We start from the raw sequence: 24,765 nt of genomic DNA on the forward strand, positions 1-24,765 counted from the left end.
CAGGAGGAAGACAAGACATGGCACCGAAGAAGAAGGTCACGGGCCTGATCAAGCTGCAGATCAACGCGGGCGCCGCCAACCCGGCCCCGCCGATCGGTCCGGCACTCGGTCAGCACGGCGTGAACATCATGGAGTTCTGCAAGGCGTACAACGCGGCGACCGAGTCGCAGCGTGGCAACGTCGTCCCGGTCGAGATCACCGTCTACGAGGACCGTTCGTTCACGTTCGTCCTCAAGACCCCGCCGGCCGCCGAGCTCATCAAGAAGGCTGCGGGTGTGCAGAAGGGGTCCGCGACCCCGCACACGGTCAAGGTCGCGAAGATCTCGATGGACCAGGTCCGTCAGATCGCCGAGACCAAGCAGGCCGACCTGAACGCCAACGACATCGAGCAGGCCGCGAAGATCATCGCCGGCACCGCTCGTTCGATGGGCATCACGGTCGAGGCGTAAGCCCCACCTGCTCAGCCACACCCCCCACACCCTTCCGTGGGAGAGCCGCGCCGGCTCGTCAACCACGTAGCTCCCAAGGAGAACACCATGGCGAAGAAGTCCAAGGCCTACCAGGCCGCGGCCGCGAAGATCGAGGCCGACAAGTTCTACACCCCCACCGAGGCCGTCGCCCTGGCGAAGGAGACCGGTTCGACCAAGACCGACTCCACCGTCGAGGTCGCCCTCAAGCTCGGTGTCGACCCGCGCAAGGCGGACCAGATGGTCCGCGGCACGGTCATCCTGCCGCACGGCACGGGCAAGACCGCGCGCGTCATCGTCTTCGCCGTCGGCGCTGCGGCTGAGGCCGCCATCGCCGCCGGTGCCGACGAGGTCGGTGGCGACGAGCTCATCGCGAAGGTCGCCGAGGGCTACACCGCCTTCGACTCCGCCGTCGCGACGCCGGAGCTCATGGGCAAGGTCGGTCGTCTCGGCAAGGTGCTCGGCCCGCGTGGCCTCATGCCGAACCCGAAGACCGGCACCGTGACCCCGAACGTGGCGCAGGCCGTCAACGACATCAAGGGCGGCAAGATCGAGTTCCGCGTCGACAAGCACGCCAACGTGCACTTCGTCGTCGGCAAGGCCTCGTTCACGCCGGAGCAGCTCGACGAGAACATCTCGACCGCGCTCGAGGAGATCAACCGCCTCAAGCCGAGCGCCTCGAAGGGCCGCTACATCATGAAGGGCGCCGTCTCGACGACCTTCGGCCCCGGCATCCCGCTGGACGTCAACAGCATCTGATCTATGGATCATTGAAGGACCCGCACCGACACGGTGCGGGTCCTTCTGCTTTCCCGGACGAGCGTCGCGCCGGCTGATCGCCCGATAGCGTGGCACCGTGCGCACCCTCGTGAACTCGCTCCGGCTGATCGCCGTCATCGCGGTCGTCGCCGCGATCCTCGCCCAGTGGCTCGTCAGCTCGAAGCTCGCGAACTACAACTTCTTCAACTTCTTCGGCTACTTCACGATCCAGTCGAACATCCTCATCGCGCTCGCGTTCGCCATCACGCTCGTCGCGGCCGCACGGCGCCGGCGCGGTGACCTCCGGGTGAGTCTGTTCCGGGGCGCCTCGACGGTGTACATCGCCACGACCGGCATCGTCTACAACACGCTGCTGGTGAGCGTGGACGTCCAGACCTCGGTGCAGTGGTCGAACGACGTGCTGCACAAGATCCTGCCGGTGTACGCGGTGCTCGACTGGCTCCTGTTCTCCGACCGCGCGAAGCTGCTCTTCCGGCACGTGTGGTGGTTCCTGATCTACCCGGCGGTCTGGACGATCGTCATCCTGATCCGGGGCGCCACCGACGGGTGGGTGCCGTACCCGTTCCTGAACCCCGACCTCGGCTACGGCGTCGTGGCGCTGTACTGCCTGGGCGTGGCGGTGTCGATCGTCCTGCTCGGCGTGCTCGTCATCGGGATGAGCCGCCTGCGGATCGTGAAGGTCTAGCGCGACCCGCTACGACCGGAAGCCGCGGAGCCGGTCGAGCACGAGGTCGGCGAGCTGGATGAGGCCGCGGATCTGGTCGTCGTCGCGGTCGACCCACCGGCACTCGGGCTCGTCGGCGACCGGTACGAACCCGTCGTGGCGTTCCCAGACGAACAGGGTGCGGTCGGCGCCGAGGACGTACTGCTGCCACCAGATCTGCCGCAGGTAGTGCCGCGGGATGCTCCGCCACGCCTTGCCGGTGGTCTTGATCTCGGCGAGGACCACGCGGGACGACCCGTCGACGCCGACCCCGTCCGGGGTGGCGAGGTGGGCGCGGTTGGTGCTCGCGTGGAACAGGTGCGCGGACGGCTGGATGCCGTGCGTCGCGGCGACCCAGGCGGCGATGACGGGTTCGCGTTCCTTGCCGTGCTCGGTGAAGGAGTTGCCGGAGAACCGGGACCCGTAGCGCTTCTCGGTGACGACGGCGTCGACGGCGTGCAGCGACGCGAGGCGGGCGACGTCGGTCGCCGTGATGCCCATCGCGCGGGCGCGGAGCCAGGCGACGCGGTCGGAGGAGTGCGCCACGATCCGCTCGGTGTGGCCGCGGAGGGCCGTGAACGTGTCGTGCGTGGCGCGGCCGGCCGGGGCGGTGGTCGTGACGCCGCGCCGGGTGGACGCCGGCGTGCCGGGGGCGGGCTGCGCCTCCAGGCCGGGGTCCAGGTCGCCCCACAGGGTGGGCTGCACGATCGTCACCCCACGATTGTCCCCCCGCGCACCGACGTGGCGAAACCGACGCACCGGACGCGGACAGCACCGACGCATCGGACGCGGACAGCACCGACGCATCGGACGCGCGCGGTCAGGAGACCAGCTGGCGGCCCTCCGCGAAGGCGACGAGCTCGTCCACGCCCGCGGGGGAGAGCGCGTACCCGATGGCGAGCGCCGCGGCCCCCTGCAGCGCCGCGAGCGAGCCTGCCCGGGACTGCGCGATCACGAGGTGCTCGGTGGCGAGCGGCATCGAGCGGGAGTACACGACCTCGCGCACCCCGGCGAGCAGGTGCTCCCCGGCCTGCGTGATCGAGCCGCCGAGGGCGATCACCGACGGGTTCATCAGGGACACGCAGGTCGCGAGCACCTCGCCGATGTCCCGTCCGGCCTGGCGGACCGCGTAGATCGCGTCGAGGTCGGAGCGGTTGACGAGGTCGAGGACGTCGGCGCTGGTGTGCACGTCGTGTCCCTTCGCGCGGAGTCGCCTGGCGATGGCGGGGCCGGACGCGACGGCCTCGAGGCAGCCGGTGTTCCCGCAGTGGCACGGCACGTCGCCGGCGCTGGACACCCGGACGTGGCCGATGTCACCCGCGGTGCCCTGTGCGCCCCGCTGGAGCTCGCCGTCCGAGACGATGCCGGAGCCGATGCCGGTGGCGACCTTCACGAAGAGCAGGTGGTCGACGTCGGGCCAGCCGTGCTCCCGCTCGCCGAGCGCGGCGATGTTGACGTCGTTGTCGAGCAGGACGTGGGCGGCGATGTGCGCCCGGAGCCAGCCGGGCACGTCGAAGCCGTCCCACCCGGGCATGATCGGCGGGTTGGCGGGTCGGCCGGTGGAGAACTCGACCGGTCCGGGCACCCCGATGCCGATCGCGATGACGTCGTCGCGGGCGCGGCCGACCTCGTCGAGGAGCTCGTCGATCGTCTCGACGAGCCAGGTGAGCGTGGGGACGGGGCCGGCGGCGATGTCGATCCGCGCCTCCCGCGTCGCGAGCGTGGAGGCGACGAGGTCGGTCACGGCGACCCGGCCGTGCGAGGCGCCGAGGTCGGCTGCGATGACGAGCCGGGCGCGCGGCATGAGCGCCACCTGTGCTGGTGGGCGTCCGCCGGTGGAGGCAGCGGTGTCCACCGGACCGACGAGTCCGACCTCGATGAGGGCATCGAGGCGCACGCCGATCGTCGAGCGTGCGAGTCCTGTCAGTGCGGCGAGCTCCGCCCGGGTCCGCGGCACACCGTCGCGGAGGATCTGGAAGAGCTCGCTCGTCCCGACCGGAGGCGACGCTGCCGTCCGAGTCAAGTCGACCATGTGGGGGAGTGAAGCACACATCGAACGCGGCACGCAACGAAGTCCGTCGACATTCCTCGAACTTCTGCTTGACCGCCGACAAAAGTCCTCGTAGTGTGACGCTCGGTCGAAGACGACCGCACATCTCGACGAGGAGAACCCCCCGGTGACCCAACCGCTCTCGGTCCAGCTCTACACAGTCCGCGACGCCCTCGCTGCCGATCTGCCCGGCACGCTGCAGCGCATCGCCGACATCGGCTACACGAACGTCGAGGCCTTCGGCTTCGTCGACCGTGCAGAGCCGCTGCGCGACGCCCTCGCCGCTGCCGGCCTGCAGAGCCCGAGCGGCCACGCCCGGTTGCTCGACACCGGCGAGCAGGACCTCGAGCAGATCTTCCACGCGAGCGTCACGGTCGGCCTCGGCACCCTGATCGACCCGCACATCGACGAAGCCCGTTGGACCACCCGCGAGGACGTCGAGGCGATCGCCCGCGAACTCAGCGCCCTCGCCCCGCGGGCAGCCGACCACGGCCTGACCCTCGGCTACCACAACCACGCGTTCGAGTTCTCGAACCGCATCGACGGCGTCAGCGCCTACGAGGTCTTCGCCGACGCCCTGTCCGACGACGTCGTGCTCGAGCTCGACACGTACTGGGTGAAGGTCGGCGGCGACGACCCGGTGGCGATCATCGGCAAGTACGGCGACAAGGTCCAGTTCCTGCACGTCAAGGACGGCGACGGCTCGCACGACGACAAGAAGCAGGTCGCGGTGGGCAACGGCATCATGCCGATCGCCGACATCACCGGCGCCGCACCCGACGCCCAGTGGGTCGTCGAACTCGACGACCACGAGGGCGACGTCTTCCAGGCCGTCACCGACTCCTACACGTTCCTCGAGGGGGCCCGCGCATGACCGACACCGCCGTGCACGACAGCGACACCAGCACCACCAAGACCGGCCCCGTGGGCGTCGGCGTCATCGGCGCCGGGGTCATCTCGGACCAGTACCTCTCGAACCTCACCGTCTTCCCCGACGTGGAGGTCCACTTCATCGCCGACATCGACCTGCCCCGCGCGGCGTCGCAGGCGGAGAAGTGGGGCGTCGCCGGGTCCGGCACGGTCGAGGAGCTCCTCGCGAACGACGACATCGAGATCGTCGTCAACCTGACCATCCCGGCCGCCCACGTCGAGGTCGCCCTGCAGGCCCTCGCCGCCGGCAAGCACGTCTGGGGCGAGAAGCCCTACGCGCTCGACCGCCAGAGCGCCGCGCAGCTCCGCGACGCCGCCGTGGCCGCCGGCAAGACCGTCAGCGTCGCACCGGACACGTTCCTCGGCGCCGGTCTCCAGACCGCGCTCCGCACCATCCGCGACGGTCGCATCGGCACCCCGCTCAACGGCCTGACGCTCTTCCAGAGCCCCGGACCGGAGTCGTGGCACCCGAGCCCCGAGTTCCTCTTCGCGTACGGCGCCGGCCCGCTGTTCGACATCGGCCCGTACTACATCACGACCCTCGTGCAGACGTTCGGACCGGTCAAGAAGGTCACCGCGACCGCGTCGAAGTCCCGTGCCACGCGCACGATCGGCTCGGGCCCGAAGGCCGGCACCGAGTTCCCGGTCGAGGTGCCCACGAACCACTCGGCACTCATCGAGTTCGAGAACGGCGGGAGCGCGCAGAGCGTCTTCTCGTTCGAGTCGGACCGCGGTCGCACCGGCTTCGTCGAGATCGCGGGCGAGACCGGCACGGTCGTGTTCCCGGACCCGAACAACTTCGACGGCGACACCGAGCTCTACGCGCTCGGCGCCGAGGAGCCCGAGGTCATCACGGCCGTCGGCTCCACCTACTCGCGCGGTACCGGCGTGGTCGACCTCGCCCGCTCCCTCCGCGCCGGTGAGGAGAACCGGGTCCCCGGTGCCCTCGCCTTCCACGTCCTCGACGTGATGGTCTCCATCGCCGAGGCAGCCGAACGTGGTGAGGCAGTGCTCGTCGAGAGCACCGTCGCACCCTCCCCGACCCTCCCCGAGGGCTGGGACCCCGCGGCGTCCACCCTGGCCTGACGGCCGGGGTGCGCTCCGCACCACACAGCAGCACCCGACAGCACGTCACCATCCCCTGCACCATCTCAACGACGAGAAAGTAGAGAGTCATGCGCACTGCCATCCGCGCACTGGCCATCACCGCGGCCGCGGCACTCACCGTGACCGGCCTCGCAGCCTGCTCCTCCGGGAGCTCCGGTTCGTCCGGCGACTCCAAGACGCTCACCTACTGGGCGTCGAACCAGGGCACGTCGCTCCAGAACGACAAGGAGGTGCTGACCCCCGTCCTCAAGAAGTTCACCAAGGAGACCGGGATCAAGGTCAACCTCCAGGTCATCGGCTGGAACGACCTGCAGAACAAGATCCAGACCGCCGTCACCTCGGGCAACGGCCCGGACGTGGTCAACATCGGCAACACCTGGGCGACGTCGCTCCAGGCGACCGGTGCGTTCCAGGAGTTCGGCTCCTCCGAGATGAAGGCGATCGGCGGGTCCGACAAGTTCGGCAAGGTCGCGCTCTCCACCGGTGGTGCCCCCGGCAAGACCGTCACGAGCGTCCCGCTCTACGGCCTCGCCTACGGCCTGTACTACAACAAGAAGATGCTCTCCGACGCCGGCATCACCCCGCCCACCACGTGGGAGGACCTGGTCGCCGACGCCAAGAAGCTGACCACGGGGAGCACCTACGGGTTCAGCCTCGCCGGTGGTTCCTACACCGAGAACTCGCACTTCGCGTTCATCAACTCGGCGCAGAACGGTGGCGAGTGGTTCGACAAGGACGGCAAGCCCACCTTCACCTCGAAGGCGAACGTCGACGGCATCAAGCGCTACCTCGACCTCATGCAGGTCTCCAAGGTCGCGAACCCGTCGAACGCGCAGTACGACAACGCCACGCAGTCGGTGACGGACTTCGCGAACAAGAAGGCCGCGTTCATCCTCAACCAGAACAACGCCAACGCGACGATCGCGTCCCTCGGGATGAAGTCGGACGAGTACGGCGTGGTCGCACTGCCCGCGCCGAAGGGTGGCACGGACATCGCCAGCTTCCCGGCCGGCATCAACCTGTCGATCTTCAAGAACACGAAGAACAAGGACGGCGCGCTCAAGTTCGTCAAGTACATGACGAGCATGGACACGCAGACGACGCTCGACAAGCCGTACTCGGCGCTGCCGGTGCTCGCCGCTGCGGCTGACTCGGTCACCGACGAGCAGACGAAGACGTTCCTCGACATCTACAACAACAAGGCGAAGCCGCTCCCGCTGGTGCCCGCCGAGGACCAGTTCGAGTCCACGGTCGGCAAGGCGATGAACGACATGTTCGCCAAGATCGCGACCGGTTCGACGGTGTCCGACAGCGACATCAAGTCGGCGCTCCAGACCGCCCAGGACCAGGTGTCCCAGGCTGCTGGTTGATCCGCCTGGAGGCCCGGGTCGCGTCCGCAGGACGCGCCCGGGCCTCCACCCCACGGGTCCACCGCTCGGCTCCGGCCGGGCGGTGACCCGCGGTCCACACCCGGCCACCCGCCGGTCGTGAGCACCACGTCTCACGCATGCCGCGCCTCCCCACCGCTGCCACGGTCCACGGTGCGAAGCACCCGACACTCCTCACGCCGAAAGGCCCCCGCCCATGTCCACGACGGTCCTGCCCGACTCCGAGCGCATCGACCTGACCCACACCAAGGGCCCGACCATCTCGGGACCCACGGGTCGGAAGCGCAAGACCCATTGGCTGCCCTACGCGCTCGTCGCGCCGGCCATCCTCTTCGAGCTGCTGATCCACATCGTGCCGATGCTCGTCGGCATCTGGATCTCGTTCATCCAGCTCACCAAGTACTTCATCGCCAACTGGGGGGCAGCGCCCTTCGCCGGGCTGCACAACTACTCGGTCGTGGTCGACTTCGACCAGGCGATCGGCAAGGGCGTCCTCAACTCGTTCCTCGTCACCTGCGCCTTCACGGTCCTGGTCGTGGGACTCTCGTGGACCTTCGGGATGGCCGCAGCGGTCGCCCTGCAGAAGGAGTTCAAGGGCCGCGGGCTCTTCCGCACCCTGTTCCTGGTGCCGTACGCGCTGCCGATGTACGCCGGCGTGATCACGTGGAAGTTCATGTTCCAGCGTGACTCCGGCGCGATCAACCACCTGCTCGTCGACCAGCTGCACCTCTTCGGTGGGAACGCCCCGTTCTGGCTGATCGGCAACAACGCCTTCGTCGCCGTGGTCGTCGTGGCGATCTGGAAGACCTGGCCGTTCGCGTTCCTCATGCTCATGGCCGGCCTGCAGTCCGTGCCGAACGACGTCTACGAGGCCGCCTCGGTCGACGGTGCGAAGCCCTTCCGGCAGTGGCGCTCGATCACGCTGCCGATGGTCCGCCCGGTCAACGTGACGCTCGTGCTCGTGATGTTCCTCTGGACGTTCAACGACTTCAACACGCCGTTCGTCCTGTTCGGCTCGACGGCCCAGCCGCCCGCTGCGGACCTGCTGAGCTTCCACATCTACAACGCCTCGTTCATCACCTGGAACTTCGGCTCCGGTGCCGCGATGAGCGTCCTGCTCCTCATCTTCCTGCTCATCGTCACCGGCATCTACCTCGCCGTGACCAACCGGAGGTCCGTCCGTGCGTGAGACAGCTGGCGCCAAGTCCTTCAAGATCGTCACCCTGGTCGTCCTGACCCTGTTCACGGTCGTCCCGCTCTACGTGATGATCACCACGGCCATCAAGCCGCTCGGTGACGTCCAGAACAACTTCACGTGGATCCCGACCCGGATCACCTTCCAGCCGTTCATCGACATGTGGTCGACGGTGCCGCTGGGACAGTACTTCATCAACTCGCTCGTGGTCTGCACGGTCGCCACGGTGTTCTCGCTGATCATCGCGACGTTCGCCGCCTACGGTGTCTCGCGCTGGAACTTCAAGGGCAAGAGCACCTTCACCACCGCGGTGCTCTCCACCCAGATGTTCCCCGGCGTGCTGTTCCTGCTCCCGCTGTTCCTCATCTTCACGAACCTCGGGAACTCGCTCGGCATCCAGCTCGTCGGCAGCTGGACCGGCCTGATCATCACGTACCTGACGTTCACGCTGCCGTTCTCGATCTGGATGCTCGCTGGCTACTTCGAGACCATCCCGCGCGAACTCGACGAGGCCGCGATGGTCGACGGCTCGGGTCCGATGGGCGCCCTGTTCCGGGTGATCCTGCCCTCGGCCCGTCCGGGTCTGGTCGCGGTCGGCATCTACTCGTTCATGACGGCGTGGGGTGAGGTCCTCTTCGCCTCCGTGATGACGAACGGCACCGGGTCGACGCTCGCTGTCGGTCTGCAGCAGTACTCGACGCAGACGAACGTGTACTGGAACCAGATCATGGGTGCGTCGCTCGTCGTGTCGATCCCCGTGGTGATCGCGTTCCTCGTCGTGCAGCGCCAGTTCGTGGCGGGTCTGACGGCCGGTGCGGTGAAGTAGACGGTCGTTCTCCGGAGGCGCGGTGCGGGTTGGTCCCGCACCGCGCCTCCTGTCCGTCCGGGGCGGCGCGCGCGGCGCGGACCGCCACCCGGCAGGATGAGCGCATGAGCGAGACGCGCGGGCGGCAGCTGCTGCCCGGACAGAGCAGCAGGGTGCACGTGTACGACCTGGCGGCCCGCGAGGGTCGGGTCGTGTTCGAGTCGTCCACCGTGCTCGTCGAGGCCCCGAACGTCCTCGACCCGACCACGCTCGTCGTCAACGCCGACGGCGACCTCTGGCGGTTGCGGCTGCCGGGCACCGGCGCGGTCCTCGACGAGACCGCGCTCGAGCGGATCCCGATGCCCGGGGTGCCGGAGATCAACAACGACCACGTTGTCGACCCGTCGGGGACCTCGGTCGTGGTGAGCGGTCGCGACGGGGACCTCTACCGGGTGCCGCTGTCCGGCGGGGCACCGTGGCGGATCACGGACGCGGCATCGGTGCTGCCGGTGTTCCGGAAGTTCTACCTGCACGGGATCGCACCGGACGGCAGCGCGCTGGCGGCGATCGTGGGGGAGCGCTCCGAGGCCGGCGTGTGGACGACCGACGTCGCGAGCGTCGACCCGGCGACGGGCGAACCGACGTTCGTCACCCGCGACGAGCACCCGGACGACGGGTGCGCGATCACGCCCGTCGGCGGCATCTGGCTGTTCACCACCGAGCGGTTCACCCCCGGGACGGCGCAGCTCGCCACGGTCTGGCCGGGGCACGCCGACCCGGTGCGGATCAGCGCGGACGACCGGGTGAACTGGTTCCCGCACCTGTCGCCGGACGGCGCGCACCTGCTCTACCTGTCGTACGAGCCCGGCGTGCAGGGGCACCCCGCGGACCACCGGGTGGAGCTCCGGCTGCTGCCGGGTGCCCTCGTGCGGGGTGCTCGGATCGCTGTCGTGCCGGAGACCCTCGTGGCGCTGGACGGCGGCCAGGGGACGGTCAACGTGCCGCCGTGGGCGCCGGACTCGTCGTGGTTCGCGTACTGCGACTACCCCGTGCGGTAGTCGCTCGGTGCGGTGGTCGCTCGGTGCGGTGGTCGCTCGACACCGCGGGACGGACACAGCACCGCGCGGTGACGCGGTGCTGTGTCCGGAACCTGGTTCCGGGGGAGGGCAGAGGCGGGGCGGGGGCGGCGGGCTAGAGCTCGCGCACCTGGCCCTGCTTGATGTGCAGCCGGCGCTCGGCCCGCTTCGCCACCCACGAGTCGTGCGTGACGATGACCACGGTGAGCCCGCGCTCCTTCCACTGCTTCTCGATGAGGCCCATGATCTCGTCACGGGTCGCCTCGTCGAGGGCACCGGTCGGCTCGTCCGCGAGCAGCACGCTCGGGTTCTTCACCAGTGCCCGCGCGATCGCCACACGCTGCTGCTGGCCACCGGACAGCTCGGCTGGCAGGTGGTCGAGCCGCTCGCCGAGCCCGACCTCCTGCAGCGCGTCGGTCGCCCGGGAGCGGATCTCGGCGCGGGACCGGTTCGCGAGCGACCCGGCGAACGCGGTCTCGACGTTCTCCAGGGCGGTCAACGTCGGGATGAGGTTGAAGCTCTGGAACACGAAGCCGATCTCCGTGGCGCGCAGGTTCGTGAGCGCCCCGTCGCCGAGCTTCGCCACGTCCTGGTCACCGAGGAGCACGCTCCCCGCGCTCGGCCGGTCGAGCGCGCCGAGCATCTGCAGCAGCGTCGACTTCCCGCCGCCGGTCGGCCCCTGCACCGCGACGAGCTGCCCCTGCGGGATCGTCAGGTCGACGTTCGTCAGGGCGGTGACGGTCCGGTTCTTCTGCTTGTACGTCTTGCTGACGTTCTGCAGACGGTAGATCGGACGGGAGGCGCGGTTCGCGTCCGCCTGGGACGGCGCGGTCTCGGTGCTGGTCACGGGTGCTCCTTCTGCTCGCGTGTTCGGGGTGGTCGCGTCGCCCGCGGGGACGACGGGCGTGGTGCCGGTGGCCGGGCCGGGCATCAGGCCACGCTCCGGAGTGCCTCGGCCGGGCGGAGACGGCTCGCGCGCCATCCGCCGAGGGCGCCGGCGATGAGCCCGCCGAGGATCGCGAGCCCGATCGCGAGGAGGATCACCTCGACGGTGACCGGGGCGTGCAGGACGACGTCGGTCGTGGACGCGGTGCTCGCGCCGCCGCCGCCGAACCCGCCGGCGGGGGCGCCGCCGGTGGTGCCGGACCCGGCCGCTGCCGTCGCCGCGCCACCGGGGAAGCCGCCCGTGCCGCCGCGGTTCGTCGAGCTCGTCGCGCTCGCCGAGATGGTGGGGGAGATGACGTTGACGACGAGGATGCCGATGAGGCCCGCGGCGGCACCGATCACGCCGCCGATGAGCCCCTGCACGAGGGACTCGCCCGCGACCTGCCGGGTGATGCGACCGTTCGACCAGCCGATGGCCTTGAGCGTGCCGAACTCACGCGTGCGGCGGGTGACGCCGGAGATCGTGAAGAGGATCGCGATGAGGAACGCCGCGGCGAGCACGACGATCGACAGCCACTTGCCGAGGTTCGAGACGAGGCTCGACGCGGTGCTCAGCGAACCGGACACGCTCGAGGCGAGGTCGGACTCGGTGGAGACGGTCGCGCTGGTGAGCTTCTTCTGCAGCGCCGCCTTGATGGTCGACACGTCGGACGAGGACTCGGCGGACACGTAGATCGACGAGACCTTGCCGGCGTTGTCGGAGAGCGTCTGCGCGGTGTCGAGCGGGATGTAGGTGTTCGAGCCGGTGGTGGACGACGAACCCGTCGACGAGACGATCCCGATGACGGTGAAGTCCTTGCCGCCGATCGACAGGGTGTCCCCGACGGCCTTCGACTCGCTCTTCGCGTAGCTCGCGTCGAGCACGACGACGTCCTTGCCGGAGTCGGCGGAGGTGAAGGTGCGGCCCTTCGTGAGCTCGGTGCTGGTCAGCGGACCGACGGTGTCGCCGGAGACCGGGATGCCGGTCACCGTGAACGAGTCGACGCTGAACGAACCGCCGCCGAAGCCGCCGCCGCTGCCCTCGGTGCCACCGCTCGGCGGGCCCTGCTGGGTGGACGTGCTGCTGCTGTCGCTGCCGGACTGCTGCTGGACCTGGCCGGAGAACGTGCTGTTCTCGAGGGTCAGGACACCGGTCGCGGCCTTGACGCCGGTCGTGCCCGCGACCGTCTTGACGTTCGCCGTCGTGAGGGTGCTCGTGCCGCGGGTGACCGCGAGCCGCGACTGCGACAGGTCGGTCGACCCGCTGCTGCTGCTGCCGGAGCCGCTCTGGCTGCCGAAGTCGAAGCTCGGCCGGCCGGTGCTCGATCCGGTCGGCGTCTCCGTCTTCGAGACGGTGATGTCGGTGCCGACGCCGTACACGGACTGCAGCACGCTCGCCTGCGCGGCCTTCACGCCGCCCGCGATCGAGGACACGATGACCACGAGTGCGATGGCGAGCGCCATGCCGATCGCGATGATGACGGTCTGCTTCTTGCGGTTCGTGAGTTCGCGCCTGAGGTAGGTCAGGAACATGGTTCTCCTCGGTGGTGGCCGGCGGGGGTCACCGGCCGCGCAGAGCGCACGGCGGGGCCGACGGGGAGAACCTAGGCAGCCTGCTTATGGGCGGCACTGTCCGTCCCTATGAGGTGCCTAAGGGACCCTCAGCTCGCGTCGCCGTAGGTGCGGCGCAGGTGCTCGGCGTACCCGCCGGGCGTCCGACCGTCGAAGCGGCCGCTCGTCACCACCGGCAGCTCCGTCGTGGCACGGACGTCGAACCCGAGGGCGCGGGCACGCTCCACCAGCCGGACGTCCTCGTGCTCGGGGACGGGGTCGAAGCCGCCGAGCGCGAGGGAGACGTCGCCACGCACGCCGAGGTTCGCGCCGTGCACGTGACCGAGCGTCGAGCCGGGTGGATGGGCCTGCTCCCACCGGGCGAGCACCACCGGCTCGAGGTCGTCCGGATCCGGCACGACCGCGCCGACGAGCACGTGCGCGCCGGCGTCGTGGGCCTCGACCTGCTGCACGAGCCACCCGCGGTCGACCCGGGAGTCGGCATCGGTGTGCGCGAGCCACCGCTCGCTCGGCACGGGGCCGTCCGCGAGGGCCGCAGCGGTGCCGACTGCCCGGGCCCGTCCGACGCCGAGCCGCTCGGTCTCGATGACGGCGAGCCGGACCGTGCCCCAGAGCGGGTCGGCGGTGGCGGCTGCGCGGAGGACCGCGGCGGTCCGGTCCGTGCAGCCGTCGAGGACGATCGTGACGGCCACCTCGACGTCCGGGTGCGCGCGCCCCAGCGTCCGCACCGCGTCGGCGATCGCGAGCAGGCACGGTGCGATCGCGTCCTCCTCGTCGTGCGCGGGCACCACGACGTCCAGCCGTGCGGGCCGGGTCACCGGACAAGGCCCTCGGCCGTCGCGACCGACAGCACGTCGGGCCCGGGGAACACGCTCAGCACGAAGTCCTCCTCGACGTGCCGGACGAGGGCCGGACGCGGCCACCGCTCGGCGAGCCGTGTGTCCACGGTGTCGCCGTCCGAGACCGCCTCGTCGTCGGGGTGCCGCCAGTGGCAGGCGACCAGGACACCGTCGTCGTCGAGGGAGGCCAGCACCCGGTCGATCGTCGCGTCGAGGTCCGCCGGCGAGAGGTAGTAGCCGACCTCCGACATGACGACGAGGTCCCACCGGCCGGCCGGCCACTCCTCCGGCAGCGCGGCCTGCACGAATCGCGCTGCCGGAGCACGGAGCCGTGCACGCTCCAGGGGTGCTGCCGAGATGTCGGTGCCGAGGACGGCGTCGGCACGCTCGGTGATCGCCGCCGTGAGGACCCCGGTCGCGCAGCCGAGCTCGAGCGCGGAGCGGTAGCGCTCGCGGGGGAGTGCGGCCATCGTCACGGCACGCTTCCGTCGCTCGTACCAGGAGCCCTCGAAGTCCCACCCCTCCGGCTTCCGCTCGTAGTGCGCGTCGAAGGACTCCCGGGAGCGGGACGACGGTTCGGGACCCACCGCGAAGAACCACTCGGTCGGCCCGAGGTGGTGCGCCGCGTGCCGGTCGTCGACGATCGGCTCGTCACCCGGTGCCGGCGAGAGCGCCTGGGTCTGCGACGGGTACGCGTCGAGGGCGGCGCGCTTCCGGTCCAGGAGCGCAGGAGCCAGGCGGAGCGACCGGGCACGGTCCCACGGCATCGCGGAGGACTCCGGTGTGTCCCAGTGCCACGCCCAGATCGGGTACGCGAGCAGCTCGACGCCGGTCGACGCGGCGACGACCTCCTCGACGACCTCGCCCGCGACACGGTGGTCCCGGTGTCCGTCGCCGCGCCACGGTGCGACGACGAGGGTCCGTCCGGTGCCGTTCCCGAGCTGTCCGGCGAGTGCGTCCCGCAGGACCCCGGGGTGTTCGCGCAGCCCGCCGTCCGGGACGTCGAGGACGGTGGCGTTCGCCGTGGGGTGCAGCGTCCGGAGCGCGGCGCGAAACTCCCGGTCGCGGATCGCGGCGAGCTGCTCGGGGGTGGTGGTCGGCGAGTCCGGATGGGACAGCTCCCCGCGGGTGACCAGCAGCACGTGCACCGGCACCCCGGCGTCGGCCGCCGAGGCGATCAGCCCACCGGCGCCGAGGGTCTCGTCGTCCGGGTGCGGCGCGACGACGACCACCGAGCCGACACGATCGAGGGACACCGGTGCGGCGGAGCGGGCGGCGGTGGACCGGGCCCAGGCGGCCGGGTCGGTGCCCGGCTCCCGGTGGTCGAACGTCACCACGCGACACCCCCGCGGGCGCCGGTGAGGACCTTGCTGCCGATGCGCGCCAGGTCGCGGTCGCCGTGGTCCTGCAGGACGTAGAGCTCGAGGTCGGCGACCCGTGGGGCCACGGCGGGGTCCGAGGTCAGCGGAGCCGGTCCGATCGCCCCGACGACCCGGGCCCGCACGGCGTCGACCGCGCGGCGGACCCGGGAGCGGACGATCTGCGCGAGCAGGGACCAGTCCGGTTCGTCGCGCCCCGGTTCGGGGTCGTCGATGCGCGCGGCGGCGCCGGCGAGGGCGTCCTCGGCATCGGCGAGGTCGACCACCGTGGCGCCGAGCGCGGCCCGCAGCAGCTCGGAGTCCGGGCGCGTCTCGGCGACGCCGCGGAGCACCCGCCCGAGTCCGACCGCACCGCCCCACCAGCACGCGGCGACGCCGATCCCGCCCCACGCGAACCCCGGCCGCTCCAGGTACCACCCGGGACCGCCGACGGGTGCAGCGGCGACCCCGGCGAAGTCCACCGGACCGCTCGGCACGTCCGGCATGCCCCGTGCCACCCAGGCCTCGTCGTGCGTGGTGACCCCGGGCTGTCGGAGGTCGACCGCGAACAGCTGGCGGCCGTCCCCGACGTGCGCGGTGACGAGCGCGTGCGACAACGTCGACGCCAGCGAGCACCACGGCTTCGTGCCGTCGAGCACGACACGGTCGCCGGATCCCGTCGCGGTGAGTCGGAGGCCGGGTGCCTCGGCGGCGAACACGCCCCAGGTCGACCCCGCGGGGACCGGGACGCCCGCCTGCGCGAGGATGCCGAGCGCGTCGAGGTGCGGCTCCACCGTGCGGGCGGTCGCGACGTCCGCCGCCGCGACGGCGGCGAGGGTGGCGAAGAGCGATCCGGCGGTCCCTCGGGACAGCGGCGGGGCGGTGGTGGCGACCCACTCGGCGACCGCGAGCCGGTCCGCGGGGGACGACCCGTGCCTCCCGGCCGTCGCCTCGATCCGAGCGGTGTCGACGGTTCGCGCGGAGGCGGGCCAGGCCGTGGATTGCAGCATGCAATTGAATGTACGGAGTCGATGTCCGATGTGCGCGGGCTGATCCACAGAGCGCCGATGGGCGCTCCACAGACGGCTCATAGGAATCTCTCGATACTCGAAGACGTGACCATCTCCCAGCCTGCAGCAGCCCCGCGCCTCACTCGTGCCGACGGAACCCCGTTGCGCATCCTCGTCGTCGACGACGAGGCCAGCCTGACCGACCTCCTGTCCATGGCGCTCCGCTACGAGGGCTGGGACGTCAAGAGCGCCAACGGCGGGCAGGACGCGCTGACGACCGCGCGGGAGTGGAAGCCGGACGCCATGGTGCTCGACGTCATGATGCCGGACCTCGACGGGCTGCAGGTGCTGAGCCGTCTCCGGCAGAACAACGACGACACCCCGGTGCTGTTCCTCACCGCGAAGGACTCCGTCGAGGACCGCGTCACCGGGCTCACCGCGGGCGGCGACGACTACGTCACGAAGCCGTTCTCGCTGGAGGAAGTGGTCGCCAGGCTCCGCGGGCTCATCCGCCGCTCGCAGATCTCGATCTCCGAGGCCGGGGACTCGCGCATCGTCGTGGGCGACCTCCTGCTCGACGAGGAGTCCTACGAGGTCTCCCGTGCCGGACGTCCGATCGAGCTGACGGCCACCGAGTTCGAACTCCTCCGCTTCCTCATGCGAAACCCGCGCCGCGTGCTGTCCAAGGCGCAGATCCTGGACCGCGTGTGGTCGTACGACTTCGGTGGCAAGTCCAGCGTCGTCGAGATCTACATCTCCTACCTGCGCAAGAAGATCGACGCCGGTGAGACCCCGATGATCCACACGGTGCGCGGAGTCGGGTACGTCATCAAGCCCACCTCGTGAGGGGCCTCCTGTGACGCTCCGGCGCCGGCTCGTCCTGAGCATCGTCGCCCTCGTCGTCGCCGTCAGTGCGGTGATCGGCGCGGGCAGCATCATCGCGCTCGCGTCCATCCAGACCGGCGCGATCGACGCGCAGCTGCAGAAGGCGACGGCCCGCGCCTCGACCAAGTTCGGCCAGGGCGACGGGCAGCAGGGCGGCCGTCCGAGCGACGACCTGCTGCAGCCCCTCGGTCAGGCGGCGGGAACGCTCACCGCCTACTACGTGACCGGCGGCGGCGCGGGCGGCATCGTCCTGCAGGAGGACAGCTCGCGCGCCCAGCTCACGAGCACCCAGCTGCAGCGCCTCGGTGAGGTCAAGGTCGGTGTCGCCCCGACCACCATGGACCTCGGCGGCGGCATCGGTCGCTACCGCGTCGCAGCCGTGCAGGTGGACAACCCCGTGCTCGGCAACGCCGTGCTCGTCGTCGGACTCCCGATGTCCCCGGTGTACGACAGCGTCCGGTCACTGCTGCTCGTCGTCATCATCGTCGTCGCCGCCGCCCTCGTGGCCGCGTCCGTGGTCGCCGCCGTCGTCGTGCGGCGGTCGCTCCGCCCGCTCGAACGCGTCGCCGAGACCGCCTCGACCGTCGCGCGGATGCCGCTCGAACGGAGCGACGCGCTGCAGGACGTCCGGGTGCCCGACACCGATCCTCGGACCGAGGTCGGCCGGGTCGGCAGTGCGTTCAACCGGATGCTCGGGCACATCGCCGGAGCCATGCAGGCCCGGGAGCGGTCGGAGCAGAAGGTCCGCCAGTTCGTCGCCGACGCGTCGCACGAGCTCCGGACGCCGCTCGCGTCCGTCCGCGGGTACGCCGAGCTCACCCGCCGCATGGGCGGCGACCTGCCGAAGGACGTCGTGTACGCGATGAGCCGGATCGAGTCCGAGTCGATCCGGATGACGTCGATGGTCGAGGACCTGCTGCTCCTCGCCCGCCTCGACGAGGGCCGCGAGATCCAGTTCGACGACGTCGACCTCACCGGGCTGGTGTTCGACGCCGTGAACGACGCCCACGCCGCGTCGCCCGAGCACCCCATCGACGTCGACGTGCCCGACTCTCCAGTGGTCGTCGTCGGCGATGCCGCGCGGTTGCACCAGGTCATCGTGAACCTCGTCACCAACGCCAGGACCCACACGCCGGACGGCACCCGGATCACCGTGGGGATCGCTCCGGCGGCTTCCGGGTCCGGTGTCGACCTGACCGTGCGGGACACGGGGCAGGGGATCGACCCGGAGTTCCTGCCGAAGCTGTTCGAACGGTTCGCCCGGGCCGACAGCTCGCGGTCCCGGACCGCGGGGTCGACGGGGCTCGGGTTGGCGATCGTCGACGCGGTCGTGCAGGCGCACGGCGGGTCGGTCGAGGTGACGAGCGAGCCGGGGGACACCGTGTTCACGGTGCACTTGCCGGCGGAGCAGCCGGCTGCGGCGGGCGGCGCGGCCGCGGCCGTGCCGGGCGCGCCGGGCGCCGCGCCTGCGCCGGGCGCCGCGCCGGCCCCGTCCGCGCCGGCGGAGCCGCCCGCGGACCCTGCCGACACCTGGTCCGACGTGCCGAACCGGGCGTAGCGTGCGTAATCGGGCGTAGCCTGCCAAATCGTTCGGCCAGGTACGCCCGATTCCGCTTTCCATCGCACGTGGCGGGGCATAATCGCGCGCGTTCCGGGACTGGAGGCGCGGGGCGGAGCCGCGCCGAGCCTCCAGTCCGCCGTTTGGTGAGGCCCACCGCGTCTGGTACAGTTCTCGAAGCCAAAGACCGCCGGTCGTTCGCGTGCGTGCACGGGAACCGAAGGTCCTCACTCATGAGGCAGCCCGCGCAGGTGTTCCGAACCACTCCTTCCGTTCGCGGGGGAGCAGCTCCGAGCCTCTGCGCCGGAGCTTTTTTCATGTGGTGGCGACCTGGGGCTAGCCGGCAAGACCCCCAAGGAGAACCATGGCGAACAAGGAAGCTGCGGTCGCCGAGCTCACGGAGTCCTTCCGTAGCTCGAACGCCGTTCTGCTCACCGAGTACCGCGGTCTCACGGTCGCGCAGCTCAAGGAGCTCCGCAACACGATCCGTGAGCACGCCACGTACGCCGTGGTGAAGAACACGCTGACCAAGATCGCGGCGAACAACGCCGGCATCTCGTCGTTCGACGACGAGCTCGCCGGTCCGTCCGCTCTCGCCTTCGTCCACGGCGACACCGTCGCCGTCGCGAAGTCGCTGCGTGCATTCGCCAAGGCGAACCCTCAGCTCGTGGTGAAGGGTGGTTACTTCGACGGTAACCCGCTCTCCGCGACCGAGGTGGACAAGCTCGCTGACCTCGAGTCCCGTGAAGTCCTGCTCGGCAAGCTCGCCGGCGCCTTCAAGGCCTCGCTGTTCGGTGCTGCGTACCTGTTCCAGGCACCCCTCTCGCAGGCCGTCCGCACTGTGGACGCCCTCCGCGAGAAGCAGGAGTCCGCGGCCTGACCAGGCACGCGTTCATCAACCACACGTACTAGCTAGTAGTAGGAGAAAATCATGGCGAAGCTTTCGCAGGACGAGCTCATCGAGGCCTTCAAGGAGCTCACGCTCATCGAGCTCTCGGACTTCGTGAAGAAGTTCGAAGAGGTCTTCGAGGTCACCGCTGCTGCCCCCGTCGCGGTCGCCGCGGCCGGTGGCGCTGCTGCCCCCGCCGAGGAGGTCGAGGAGAAGACCGAGTTCGACGTCATCCTCAAGTCCGCCGGTGACAAGAAGATCCAGGTCATCAAGGAGGTCCGTGGCCTCACGTCGCTCGGCCTGGGCGAGGCCAAGGCGCTCGTCGAGACCCCCGACGCGAAGATCCTCGAGGGTGCGAACAAGGAAGCCGCCGACAAGGCGAAGGAGGCCCTCGAGGCCGCCGGCGCCACCGTCGAGGTTGCGTAAGTACTGACCGTTCCGGTCGCGAAGGCCGCTGTCCCTCCGGGGGCGGCGGCCTTCGTCGTGCGCGGGGCCGCGGCGGGCGCCGGGGCGCCGAGACTCGGTCTGAGCGACACTTCTTGCGGCGAGGACGCCGAGATCGGTCGCTGAGGCTGAGTCTCGACGAGGCAGCTCTGAGACTCGGAGCTCAGAACAGCACTCGGTGCTGACGAAAGAGGGCTCGGAGCCGGTCAGGGTCGACGAGGTGCCACCACGTCGGTCGGACGACGGTTCGAACCTGCGGCAACGACCGCAGGCGATCCTCCCTGACCTTCTCGTGCCAGACCGCGTCACCAGCACTCCGCCCATCGAGCATGTCGCGATCGGCGTACTTCTGCCGCCCGTCGAACTCGACGATCACCCCTAATTCCTCGAACCAGAAGTCCACGCGATCGACGTTGCCGTTCGCATGGCGGAACTGGTGTTGGGCGACCGGGATCGGGAGCCCGAGTTCGACCATCCGGACCGCCGTGTACGACTCGCCAGCCGACTCGTGCAGGGGGTCGAGTGCATCCGCGACCTTGCGCGATCGAACCGACCCTCGCCGCGGCCCGACAGGGAGTGCAGCCGAGAACGCCTCCACCGTCAGCGCCCCGGTCCTCACAGCGTGATCGATGGCAACCGCGGCCACCGCTGGCTCGAGCGAAGTGGCGAGATCGATCGCGGTGCGGAGCGTGCTCGTGACGCGAACGCCAGCGAACGTCGCCTCGGAGCCGCTCGTCTCCGGGACACCAGCGTGTCGCACGAGGTGCGCCCGGTGCTCGGTACGGGCTGTCGCCCCGTCCGTCACGTGGACCATCTCCGGGTGGCTCCCGACCATCGGCCAGCCCTTCACGAGCGCAGCCGTCTGGTGTGAGAAGGCCGCGGTCTCACGGATCCGTGGTGCCAGGGCGCGGGCGACGAGGAGGTGCCGCGCGCCCGGTTGCAGGTCTCGCCAGGTCTCGGCTTCGACGTAGACCCCATCGGTGACGCGGACGAGCGCACCGGCGGCGTGCCGGCGCTGGAGTGAACGCGCGGTTGCCCGGTCGAGATCGGTGGCGCGGAGGAGTCGAACTGGTTCGGTCGTCATCGCCACAGGATCGTCGACACCGAAACGCCGCAGGAGCGGCTGCGTTGGAACTGTGGAGCGATCGTCGCGCCTGGCGGCTGGGGACGAGTCTCGCCGGGGTCGTTGCGAGACTCGGGCTGAGCGACGGTCCTCGTGCGTTGTGTTCCGAGAACTGTCGCCCAGCCCGAGTCTCGGGGCCTGGTGCGCGCAGCGCCGCGCGCGCTCAGCGCAGGGTGCTGTGGCGGCGGCCGTAGGCCAGGTAGAGCACGGCGCCGGCGACCATCCAGATGCCGAAGGCGATCCAGGTCCCGATGCCGAGGAACACCGCGAGCAGCACGCAGCAGAGCGCGCCGAGGATCGGCACGACGGGGAACAGCGGGACGCGGTACGACCGCTCGAGCGCGGGCTGGCGGCGACGGAGCACGATCACGGACACGTTGACGAGGGCGAACGCCACGAGCGTGCCGATGCTCGTCGCGTCCGCGAGTTCACCGAGGGGCACGAGCGCGGCGACGACGGTGACCACGAGCCCGATGATGAGCGTGTTCGCGATCGGGGTCCCGGTGCGGCGCGACACGCGGCCGAACACCTTCGGCACGAGACCGTCCCTGGCCATCGTCAGCAGGATCCGGGTCTGGCCGTAGAGCACGGTGAGCACGACACTGGCGATCGCGACGACCGCGCCGACCGAGAACACGAGCGCCACGACCGGCTGCCCGGTGACGTCCACGACGATGCGGACGAGGGAGGCCTCGGTCGACGAGAACGACGTCCACGGCCGGGCGCCGATGGCCGCGATCGCGACGAGGATGTACAGCACCGTGATGAGGGCGATCGACCCGATGATGGCGCGGGGGAGGTCACGGCGGGGGTTCTTCGCCTCCTCGCCCGCGGTGGACGCCGCGTCGAACCCGATGTACGAGAAGAACAGTCGGGACGCGGCCGCAGTCACGCCGGCGGCGCCCATCGGCGCGAGGGGCTCGAAGTGCTGCGACCGGAACGCCGAGAACGCCACGATGACGAAGAACACGAGCAGGGCGATCTTCACGAGGACCATGACCGTGTTCACCCAGGCGCTCTCACGGGCACCGGGCAGCAGGATCGCCGTGGCGAGCAGCACCAGGACCGCGGCCGGCAGGTTGACCACGCCACCGTCGCCCGGAGGCGCGGACAGTGCCGCGGGCAGGTGCAGCCCGAACACCCCGAGCGTCTCGTCGACGTACTCGCTCGCGCCGACCGCGACGGCCGCGACGGAGACGGCGTACTCGAGGACGAGGCACCAGCCGCAGACCCAGGCGATGCCCTCGCCCATGGTCGCGTAGGTGTACGAGTAGCTCGAGCCCGACGTCGGCACCGCACCCGCCATCTCCGCGTAGGACAGCGCCGAGAGCAGCGCCGCGACCCCCGCGACCACGAAGGAGATCCACACCGCCGGCCCGGCGAGCGGGACGGCCGTGCCGAGCACCACGAGGATGCCGGTGCCGAGGGTGGCGCCGACGCTGATCATCGTGAGGTGCCAGACGCCGAGCGACCGGCGGAGCGGTTCGCCGTCCACCCCTGCCGACGCCTCGGCCTGGAGCTGCTCGATCGGCTTGCGGCGTGCGAGCTGTGCGCGGAGGGACGTTGGGCGGGTGGACGCGGACGTCATGGGACCTCGAGTGGTGCGGGGACGGGGGACGGGAAATGGTGGCATGCCCCCTGAACGGGGTCAAATGCGCCGGAGGCCGCCGATGTCCGGGCCCGGGGATAGGTTTGCAGCATGGACAGGACTGACGCGCCGTGAGCATGCACGGCGGCGGGATGCGCGGCGGCGGCGGTGGCGGCGGCCGCGGCGGTGGCCGGATCTCGAGCGGCGACTTCGAGGCGCAGAAGGCCGCGAACGCCGAGGCGCCGAAGATCCCGCACCTCCTCCGGCGCATCTCCGGGTTGTTCGTCCCGCACCGGAACGCGATCCTCCTGACGGTCGTGCTGGTCCTCGTCGGCGCGGCGATCTCGGTCATCCCGCCACTCCTCACCCAGCGGGCGTTCGACGAGGGGCTGTTCCCGAAGGACGGCGGTGGCCCGAACCTGCCGGTGCTGTACCTCCTTGTCGGCTCCATGGTCGGGCTGTGGATCGCGAGCGCCGGGGTCGGCGTGTGGCAGACCTACCTCACCGCCACGGTGGGCAACAAGGTCATGGGCTCGATGCGGATGCGGCTGTTCGGGCACCTGCAGCGCATGGAGCTCGCGTTCTTCACGCGCACGAAGACCGGCGTCATCCAGTCCCGACTGCAGAACGACGTGGGCGGCGTCGCGAGCGTCCTCAACAACACGATCTCGTCGGTGCTCGGCAACACCGTGACGGTCATCGCCGCGGTCGTCGCGATGCTGCTGCTCAGCTGGCAGATGACCCTGGTCGCGGTGGTCCTGCTGCCCCTGCTCGTGATCGCCCAGCGACGGGTGGGCCAGGTCCGCGCCAAGATCGCCGCGCAGACGCAGGAATCCCTGTCCGACATGACCGCCATCACGCAGGAAGCCTTGAGCGTGTCGGGCATCCTGCTCGCGAAGAGCTTCAACCAGCAGCGCAGCGAGACCCAGCGGTACGGCGACGAGAACCGGAACCAGATCCGGCTGCAGGTGCGCCAGCAGATGTCCGGCCAGTGGTTCTTCGCGATCGTGCAGATCTTCCTGTCGATCATCCCGGCCATCATCTACGTCGTCGCCGCGTACCTCATCATCGGCGACGTCCCCATCACCGCCGGCACGATCGTGGCGTTCACGACCGTGCAGTCCCGGCTGCTCTTCCCGACCGTCGGGCTGTTGCGCGTCGTCCTCGACCTGCAGACCTCCGGCGCGCTCTTCGCGCGCATCTTCGAGTACCTCGACCTCAAGCCAGCGATCACCGACTCGCCGACCGCCCGACCCGTCGACGCGTCCCGGGTCGGGCACGTGGCGTTCGACGACGTGACCTTCGCCTACCCGGACGGCGAGCAGGACAAGCCGACCCTCCGCGGGGTGTCCTTCGAGCTGCAGCCCGGGCAGTTCGCCGCGTTCGTCGGTCCGTCCGGCGCGGGCAAGACGACGGTGTCGTACCTCGTCCCGCGGCTGTACGAGGCGACCGCGGGCTCGGTGCGGTTCGCCGGGCAGGACGTCCGCGACATCGTCCACGAAGACCTCATGAAGAACGTCGGGATCGTCAGCCAGGAGACCTACCTCTTCCACGCGACGATCGGCGAGAACCTCCGGTACGCGAAGCCCGACGCCACCGACGCGGAGCTCGAGCGTGCGGCCCGCGCGGCGAACATCCACGAGACGATCGCGTCGTTCCCCGACGGGTACGACACCGTGGTGGGGGAGCGCGGGTACCGCCTCTCCGGCGGCGAGAAGCAGCGGATCGCGATCGCCCGGGTGCTGCTCAAGGACCCGCCGGTGCTCGTCCTCGACGAGGCGACGAGCGCGCTCGACTCGATCTCGGAGCGGGTGGTCCAGACGGCCCTCGACAACGCGGCGGCCGGACGGACCACGATCTCGATCGCGCACCGGCTGTCCACCATCCGGGACGCCGACGTCATCTTCGTGCTCGACCACGGGCAGATCGTGGAGCAGGGCACGCACGACGAGCTCCTGGCGTCCGAGGGTGTCTACGCCTCCCTGCACCACCAGCAGAACGCCCCGGCAGGCGCGCTCGGCAGCTGACGGGCGCGTGTCACGGCTGCGCAACGGTCCGGACACGAGCACGACCC

General features: G+C 70.3%; 23 protein-coding genes. 14 read left to right on the forward strand and 9 right to left on the reverse strand.

The genetic code is table 11. The annotated features are described in order from the left end of the window. Positions 1–17 precede the first annotated feature (17 nt). The 3 genes from rplK to FS825_RS13350 all read left to right on the forward strand — a co-directional run bounded on the left by rplK (position 18) and on the right by FS825_RS13350 (position 1,932). A complete protein-coding gene (gene rplK, locus FS825_RS13340; RefSeq protein WP_022906459.1) occupies positions 18–449 on the forward strand; it encodes a 50S ribosomal protein L11 in 432 nt (143 codons plus the stop codon). An 87-nt stretch (positions 450–536) separates the two neighbouring features. Next, positions 537–1,226: a 50S ribosomal protein L1 gene (gene rplA / locus FS825_RS13345; RefSeq protein WP_070418374.1), complete on the forward strand. Its 690-nt coding sequence runs from the start codon at positions 537–539 to the stop codon at positions 1,224–1,226. A gap of 97 nt (positions 1,227–1,323) precedes the next feature. Continuing rightward, positions 1,324–1,932, forward strand: coding sequence for a Pr6Pr family membrane protein (locus FS825_RS13350; protein WP_144713825.1), 609 nt, complete (start codon positions 1,324–1,326; stop codon positions 1,930–1,932). 9 nt (positions 1,933–1,941) lie between these two features. Here the strand turns inward: FS825_RS13350 and FS825_RS13355 are convergent, their stop codons facing one another. Both FS825_RS13355 and FS825_RS13360 read right to left on the reverse strand, forming a co-directional pair. After that, complete coding sequence (locus FS825_RS13355; protein ID WP_144713827.1) at positions 1,942–2,664, reverse strand: YqaJ viral recombinase family protein; 723 nt, start codon at positions 2,662–2,664, stop codon at positions 1,942–1,944. Between the two features lie 106 nt (positions 2,665–2,770). Next, on the reverse strand, positions 2,771–3,982 hold the full coding sequence (locus tag FS825_RS13360) for an ROK family transcriptional regulator (protein ID WP_186377241.1): 1,212 nt from the start codon (positions 3,980–3,982) through the stop codon (positions 2,771–2,773). Between the two features lie 145 nt (positions 3,983–4,127). On the opposite strand from FS825_RS13360, the gene FS825_RS13365 reads away from it, so the two are divergent. From FS825_RS13365 to FS825_RS13390, 6 genes are all read left to right on the forward strand, one after another. Continuing rightward, entirely contained in the window at positions 4,128–4,874 is a 747-nt protein-coding gene (locus FS825_RS13365) for a sugar phosphate isomerase/epimerase family protein (protein WP_144713829.1), read from the forward strand. Next, complete coding sequence (locus FS825_RS13370) at positions 4,871–6,016, forward strand: Gfo/Idh/MocA family protein (protein WP_144713831.1); 1,146 nt, start codon at positions 4,871–4,873, stop codon at positions 6,014–6,016. The genes FS825_RS13365 and FS825_RS13370 overlap by 4 nt, the downstream gene beginning before the upstream one ends. Before the next feature lie 89 nt (positions 6,017–6,105). Beyond that, positions 6,106–7,407 (forward strand): ABC transporter substrate-binding protein, encoded by a 1,302-nt coding sequence (locus FS825_RS13375; RefSeq protein ID WP_144713833.1) that lies wholly within the window; start codon positions 6,106–6,108, stop codon positions 7,405–7,407. 214 nt (positions 7,408–7,621) lie between these two features. Next, positions 7,622–8,614, forward strand: coding sequence for a carbohydrate ABC transporter permease (locus FS825_RS13380; protein WP_144713835.1), 993 nt, complete (start codon positions 7,622–7,624; stop codon positions 8,612–8,614). Further along, on the forward strand, positions 8,607–9,446 hold the full coding sequence (locus FS825_RS13385; protein ID WP_144713837.1) for a carbohydrate ABC transporter permease: 840 nt from the start codon (positions 8,607–8,609) through the stop codon (positions 9,444–9,446). The genes FS825_RS13380 and FS825_RS13385 overlap by 8 nt, the downstream gene beginning before the upstream one ends. 104 nt (positions 9,447–9,550) lie before the next feature. Continuing rightward, complete coding sequence (locus FS825_RS13390; protein ID WP_144713839.1) at positions 9,551–10,483, forward strand: TolB family protein; 933 nt, start codon at positions 9,551–9,553, stop codon at positions 10,481–10,483. Positions 10,484–10,616: 133 nt separating this feature from the next. On the opposite strand, the gene FS825_RS13395 is transcribed toward FS825_RS13390, so the two are convergent. From FS825_RS13395 to FS825_RS13415, 5 genes are all read right to left on the reverse strand, one after another. Further along, a complete protein-coding gene (locus tag FS825_RS13395) occupies positions 10,617–11,348 on the reverse strand; it encodes an ABC transporter ATP-binding protein (RefSeq protein WP_260981177.1) in 732 nt (243 codons plus the stop codon). An 83-nt stretch (positions 11,349–11,431) separates the two neighbouring features. Continuing rightward, positions 11,432–12,958 carry an ABC transporter permease gene (locus FS825_RS13400; RefSeq protein WP_144713840.1) on the reverse strand — a complete coding sequence of 509 codons (1,527 nt, stop codon included), beginning with the start codon at positions 12,956–12,958 and terminating at the stop codon, positions 11,432–11,434. 128 nt (positions 12,959–13,086) lie between these two features. Next, on the reverse strand, positions 13,087–13,815 hold the full coding sequence (locus tag FS825_RS13405) for a glycosyltransferase family 2 protein (protein WP_260981178.1): 729 nt from the start codon (positions 13,813–13,815) through the stop codon (positions 13,087–13,089). Beyond that, positions 13,812–15,170, reverse strand: coding sequence for a PIG-L family deacetylase (locus FS825_RS13410; protein ID WP_260981179.1), 1,359 nt, complete (start codon positions 15,168–15,170; stop codon positions 13,812–13,814). The genes FS825_RS13405 and FS825_RS13410 overlap by 4 nt, the downstream gene beginning before the upstream one ends. Further along, positions 15,167–16,204 (reverse strand): acyl-CoA dehydrogenase family protein, encoded by a 1,038-nt coding sequence (locus FS825_RS13415; protein WP_144713846.1) that lies wholly within the window; start codon positions 16,202–16,204, stop codon positions 15,167–15,169. The genes FS825_RS13410 and FS825_RS13415 overlap by 4 nt, the downstream gene beginning before the upstream one ends. A 57-nt stretch (positions 16,205–16,261) precedes the next feature. Between FS825_RS13415 and FS825_RS13420 the strand changes: the two genes are divergently transcribed. The 4 genes from FS825_RS13420 (at position 16,262) to rplL (ending at position 19,962) form a co-directional block, all read left to right on the forward strand. Further along, positions 16,262–17,050 (forward strand): response regulator transcription factor, encoded by a 789-nt coding sequence (locus FS825_RS13420; protein WP_144713848.1) that lies wholly within the window; start codon positions 16,262–16,264, stop codon positions 17,048–17,050. A 10-nt stretch (positions 17,051–17,060) separates the two neighbouring features. After that, positions 17,061–18,647: a sensor histidine kinase gene (locus FS825_RS13425; protein WP_144713851.1), complete on the forward strand. Its 1,587-nt coding sequence runs from the start codon at positions 17,061–17,063 to the stop codon at positions 18,645–18,647. Between the two features lie 364 nt (positions 18,648–19,011). Further along, a complete protein-coding gene (rplJ, locus tag FS825_RS13430) occupies positions 19,012–19,527 on the forward strand; it encodes a 50S ribosomal protein L10 (protein ID WP_144713853.1) in 516 nt (171 codons plus the stop codon). Between the two features lie 51 nt (positions 19,528–19,578). Next, positions 19,579–19,962, forward strand: a complete 384-nt coding sequence (rplL, locus tag FS825_RS13435) for a 50S ribosomal protein L7/L12 (RefSeq protein ID WP_144713855.1) — start codon at positions 19,579–19,581, stop codon at positions 19,960–19,962. A 181-nt stretch (positions 19,963–20,143) separates the two neighbouring features. Here rplL and FS825_RS13440 read toward each other — a convergent pair whose 3' ends face one another. Next, positions 20,144–21,064, reverse strand: coding sequence for a hypothetical protein (locus tag FS825_RS13440; protein WP_144713856.1), 921 nt, complete (start codon positions 21,062–21,064; stop codon positions 20,144–20,146). A gap of 202 nt (positions 21,065–21,266) precedes the next feature. Beyond that, entirely contained in the window at positions 21,267–22,691 is a 1,425-nt protein-coding gene (locus FS825_RS13445) for an amino acid permease (RefSeq protein WP_144713858.1), read from the reverse strand. Positions 22,692–22,828: 137 nt separating this feature from the next. Between FS825_RS13445 and FS825_RS13450 the strand changes: the two genes are divergently transcribed. Further along, positions 22,829–24,718, forward strand: coding sequence for an ABC transporter ATP-binding protein (locus FS825_RS13450; protein ID WP_144714203.1), 1,890 nt, complete (start codon positions 22,829–22,831; stop codon positions 24,716–24,718). Positions 24,719–24,765 lie beyond the last annotated feature (47 nt).

The organism is Curtobacterium pusillum, assembly GCF_007680845.1.
In the GTDB taxonomy this organism is placed as follows: domain Bacteria; phylum Actinomycetota; class Actinomycetes; order Actinomycetales; family Microbacteriaceae; genus Curtobacterium; species Curtobacterium pusillum_B.

Coding starts and splice junctions, on each gene's coding strand:
- FS825_RS13375 (WP_144713833.1), top strand. CDS start 6,106: ATGCGCACTGCCATCCGCGCACTGGCCATCACCGCGGCCGCGGCACTC.
- FS825_RS13390 (WP_144713839.1), top strand. CDS start 9,551: ATGAGCGAGACGCGCGGGCGGCAGCTGCTGCCCGGACAGAGCAGCAGG.
- FS825_RS13440 (WP_144713856.1), bottom strand. CDS start 21,064: ATGACGACCGAACCAGTTCGACTCCTCCGCGCCACCGATCTCGACCGG.
- rplK (WP_022906459.1), top strand. CDS start 18: ATGGCACCGAAGAAGAAGGTCACGGGCCTGATCAAGCTGCAGATCAAC.
- FS825_RS13450 (WP_144714203.1), top strand. CDS start 22,829: ATGCACGGCGGCGGGATGCGCGGCGGCGGCGGTGGCGGCGGCCGCGGC.
- FS825_RS13445 (WP_144713858.1), bottom strand. CDS start 22,691: ATGACGTCCGCGTCCACCCGCCCAACGTCCCTCCGCGCACAGCTCGCA.
- FS825_RS13380 (WP_144713835.1), top strand. CDS start 7,622: ATGTCCACGACGGTCCTGCCCGACTCCGAGCGCATCGACCTGACCCAC.
- rplA (WP_070418374.1), top strand. CDS start 537: ATGGCGAAGAAGTCCAAGGCCTACCAGGCCGCGGCCGCGAAGATCGAG.
- rplJ (WP_144713853.1), top strand. CDS start 19,012: ATGGCGAACAAGGAAGCTGCGGTCGCCGAGCTCACGGAGTCCTTCCGT.
- FS825_RS13370 (WP_144713831.1), top strand. CDS start 4,871: ATGACCGACACCGCCGTGCACGACAGCGACACCAGCACCACCAAGACC.
- FS825_RS13415 (WP_144713846.1), bottom strand. CDS start 16,204: ATGCTGCAATCCACGGCCTGGCCCGCCTCCGCGCGAACCGTCGACACC.
- rplL (WP_144713855.1), top strand. CDS start 19,579: ATGGCGAAGCTTTCGCAGGACGAGCTCATCGAGGCCTTCAAGGAGCTC.
- FS825_RS13360 (WP_186377241.1), bottom strand. CDS start 3,982: ATGGTCGACTTGACTCGGACGGCAGCGTCGCCTCCGGTCGGGACGAGC.
- FS825_RS13400 (WP_144713840.1), bottom strand. CDS start 12,958: ATGTTCCTGACCTACCTCAGGCGCGAACTCACGAACCGCAAGAAGCAG.
- FS825_RS13420 (WP_144713848.1), top strand. CDS start 16,262: ATGGGCGCTCCACAGACGGCTCATAGGAATCTCTCGATACTCGAAGAC.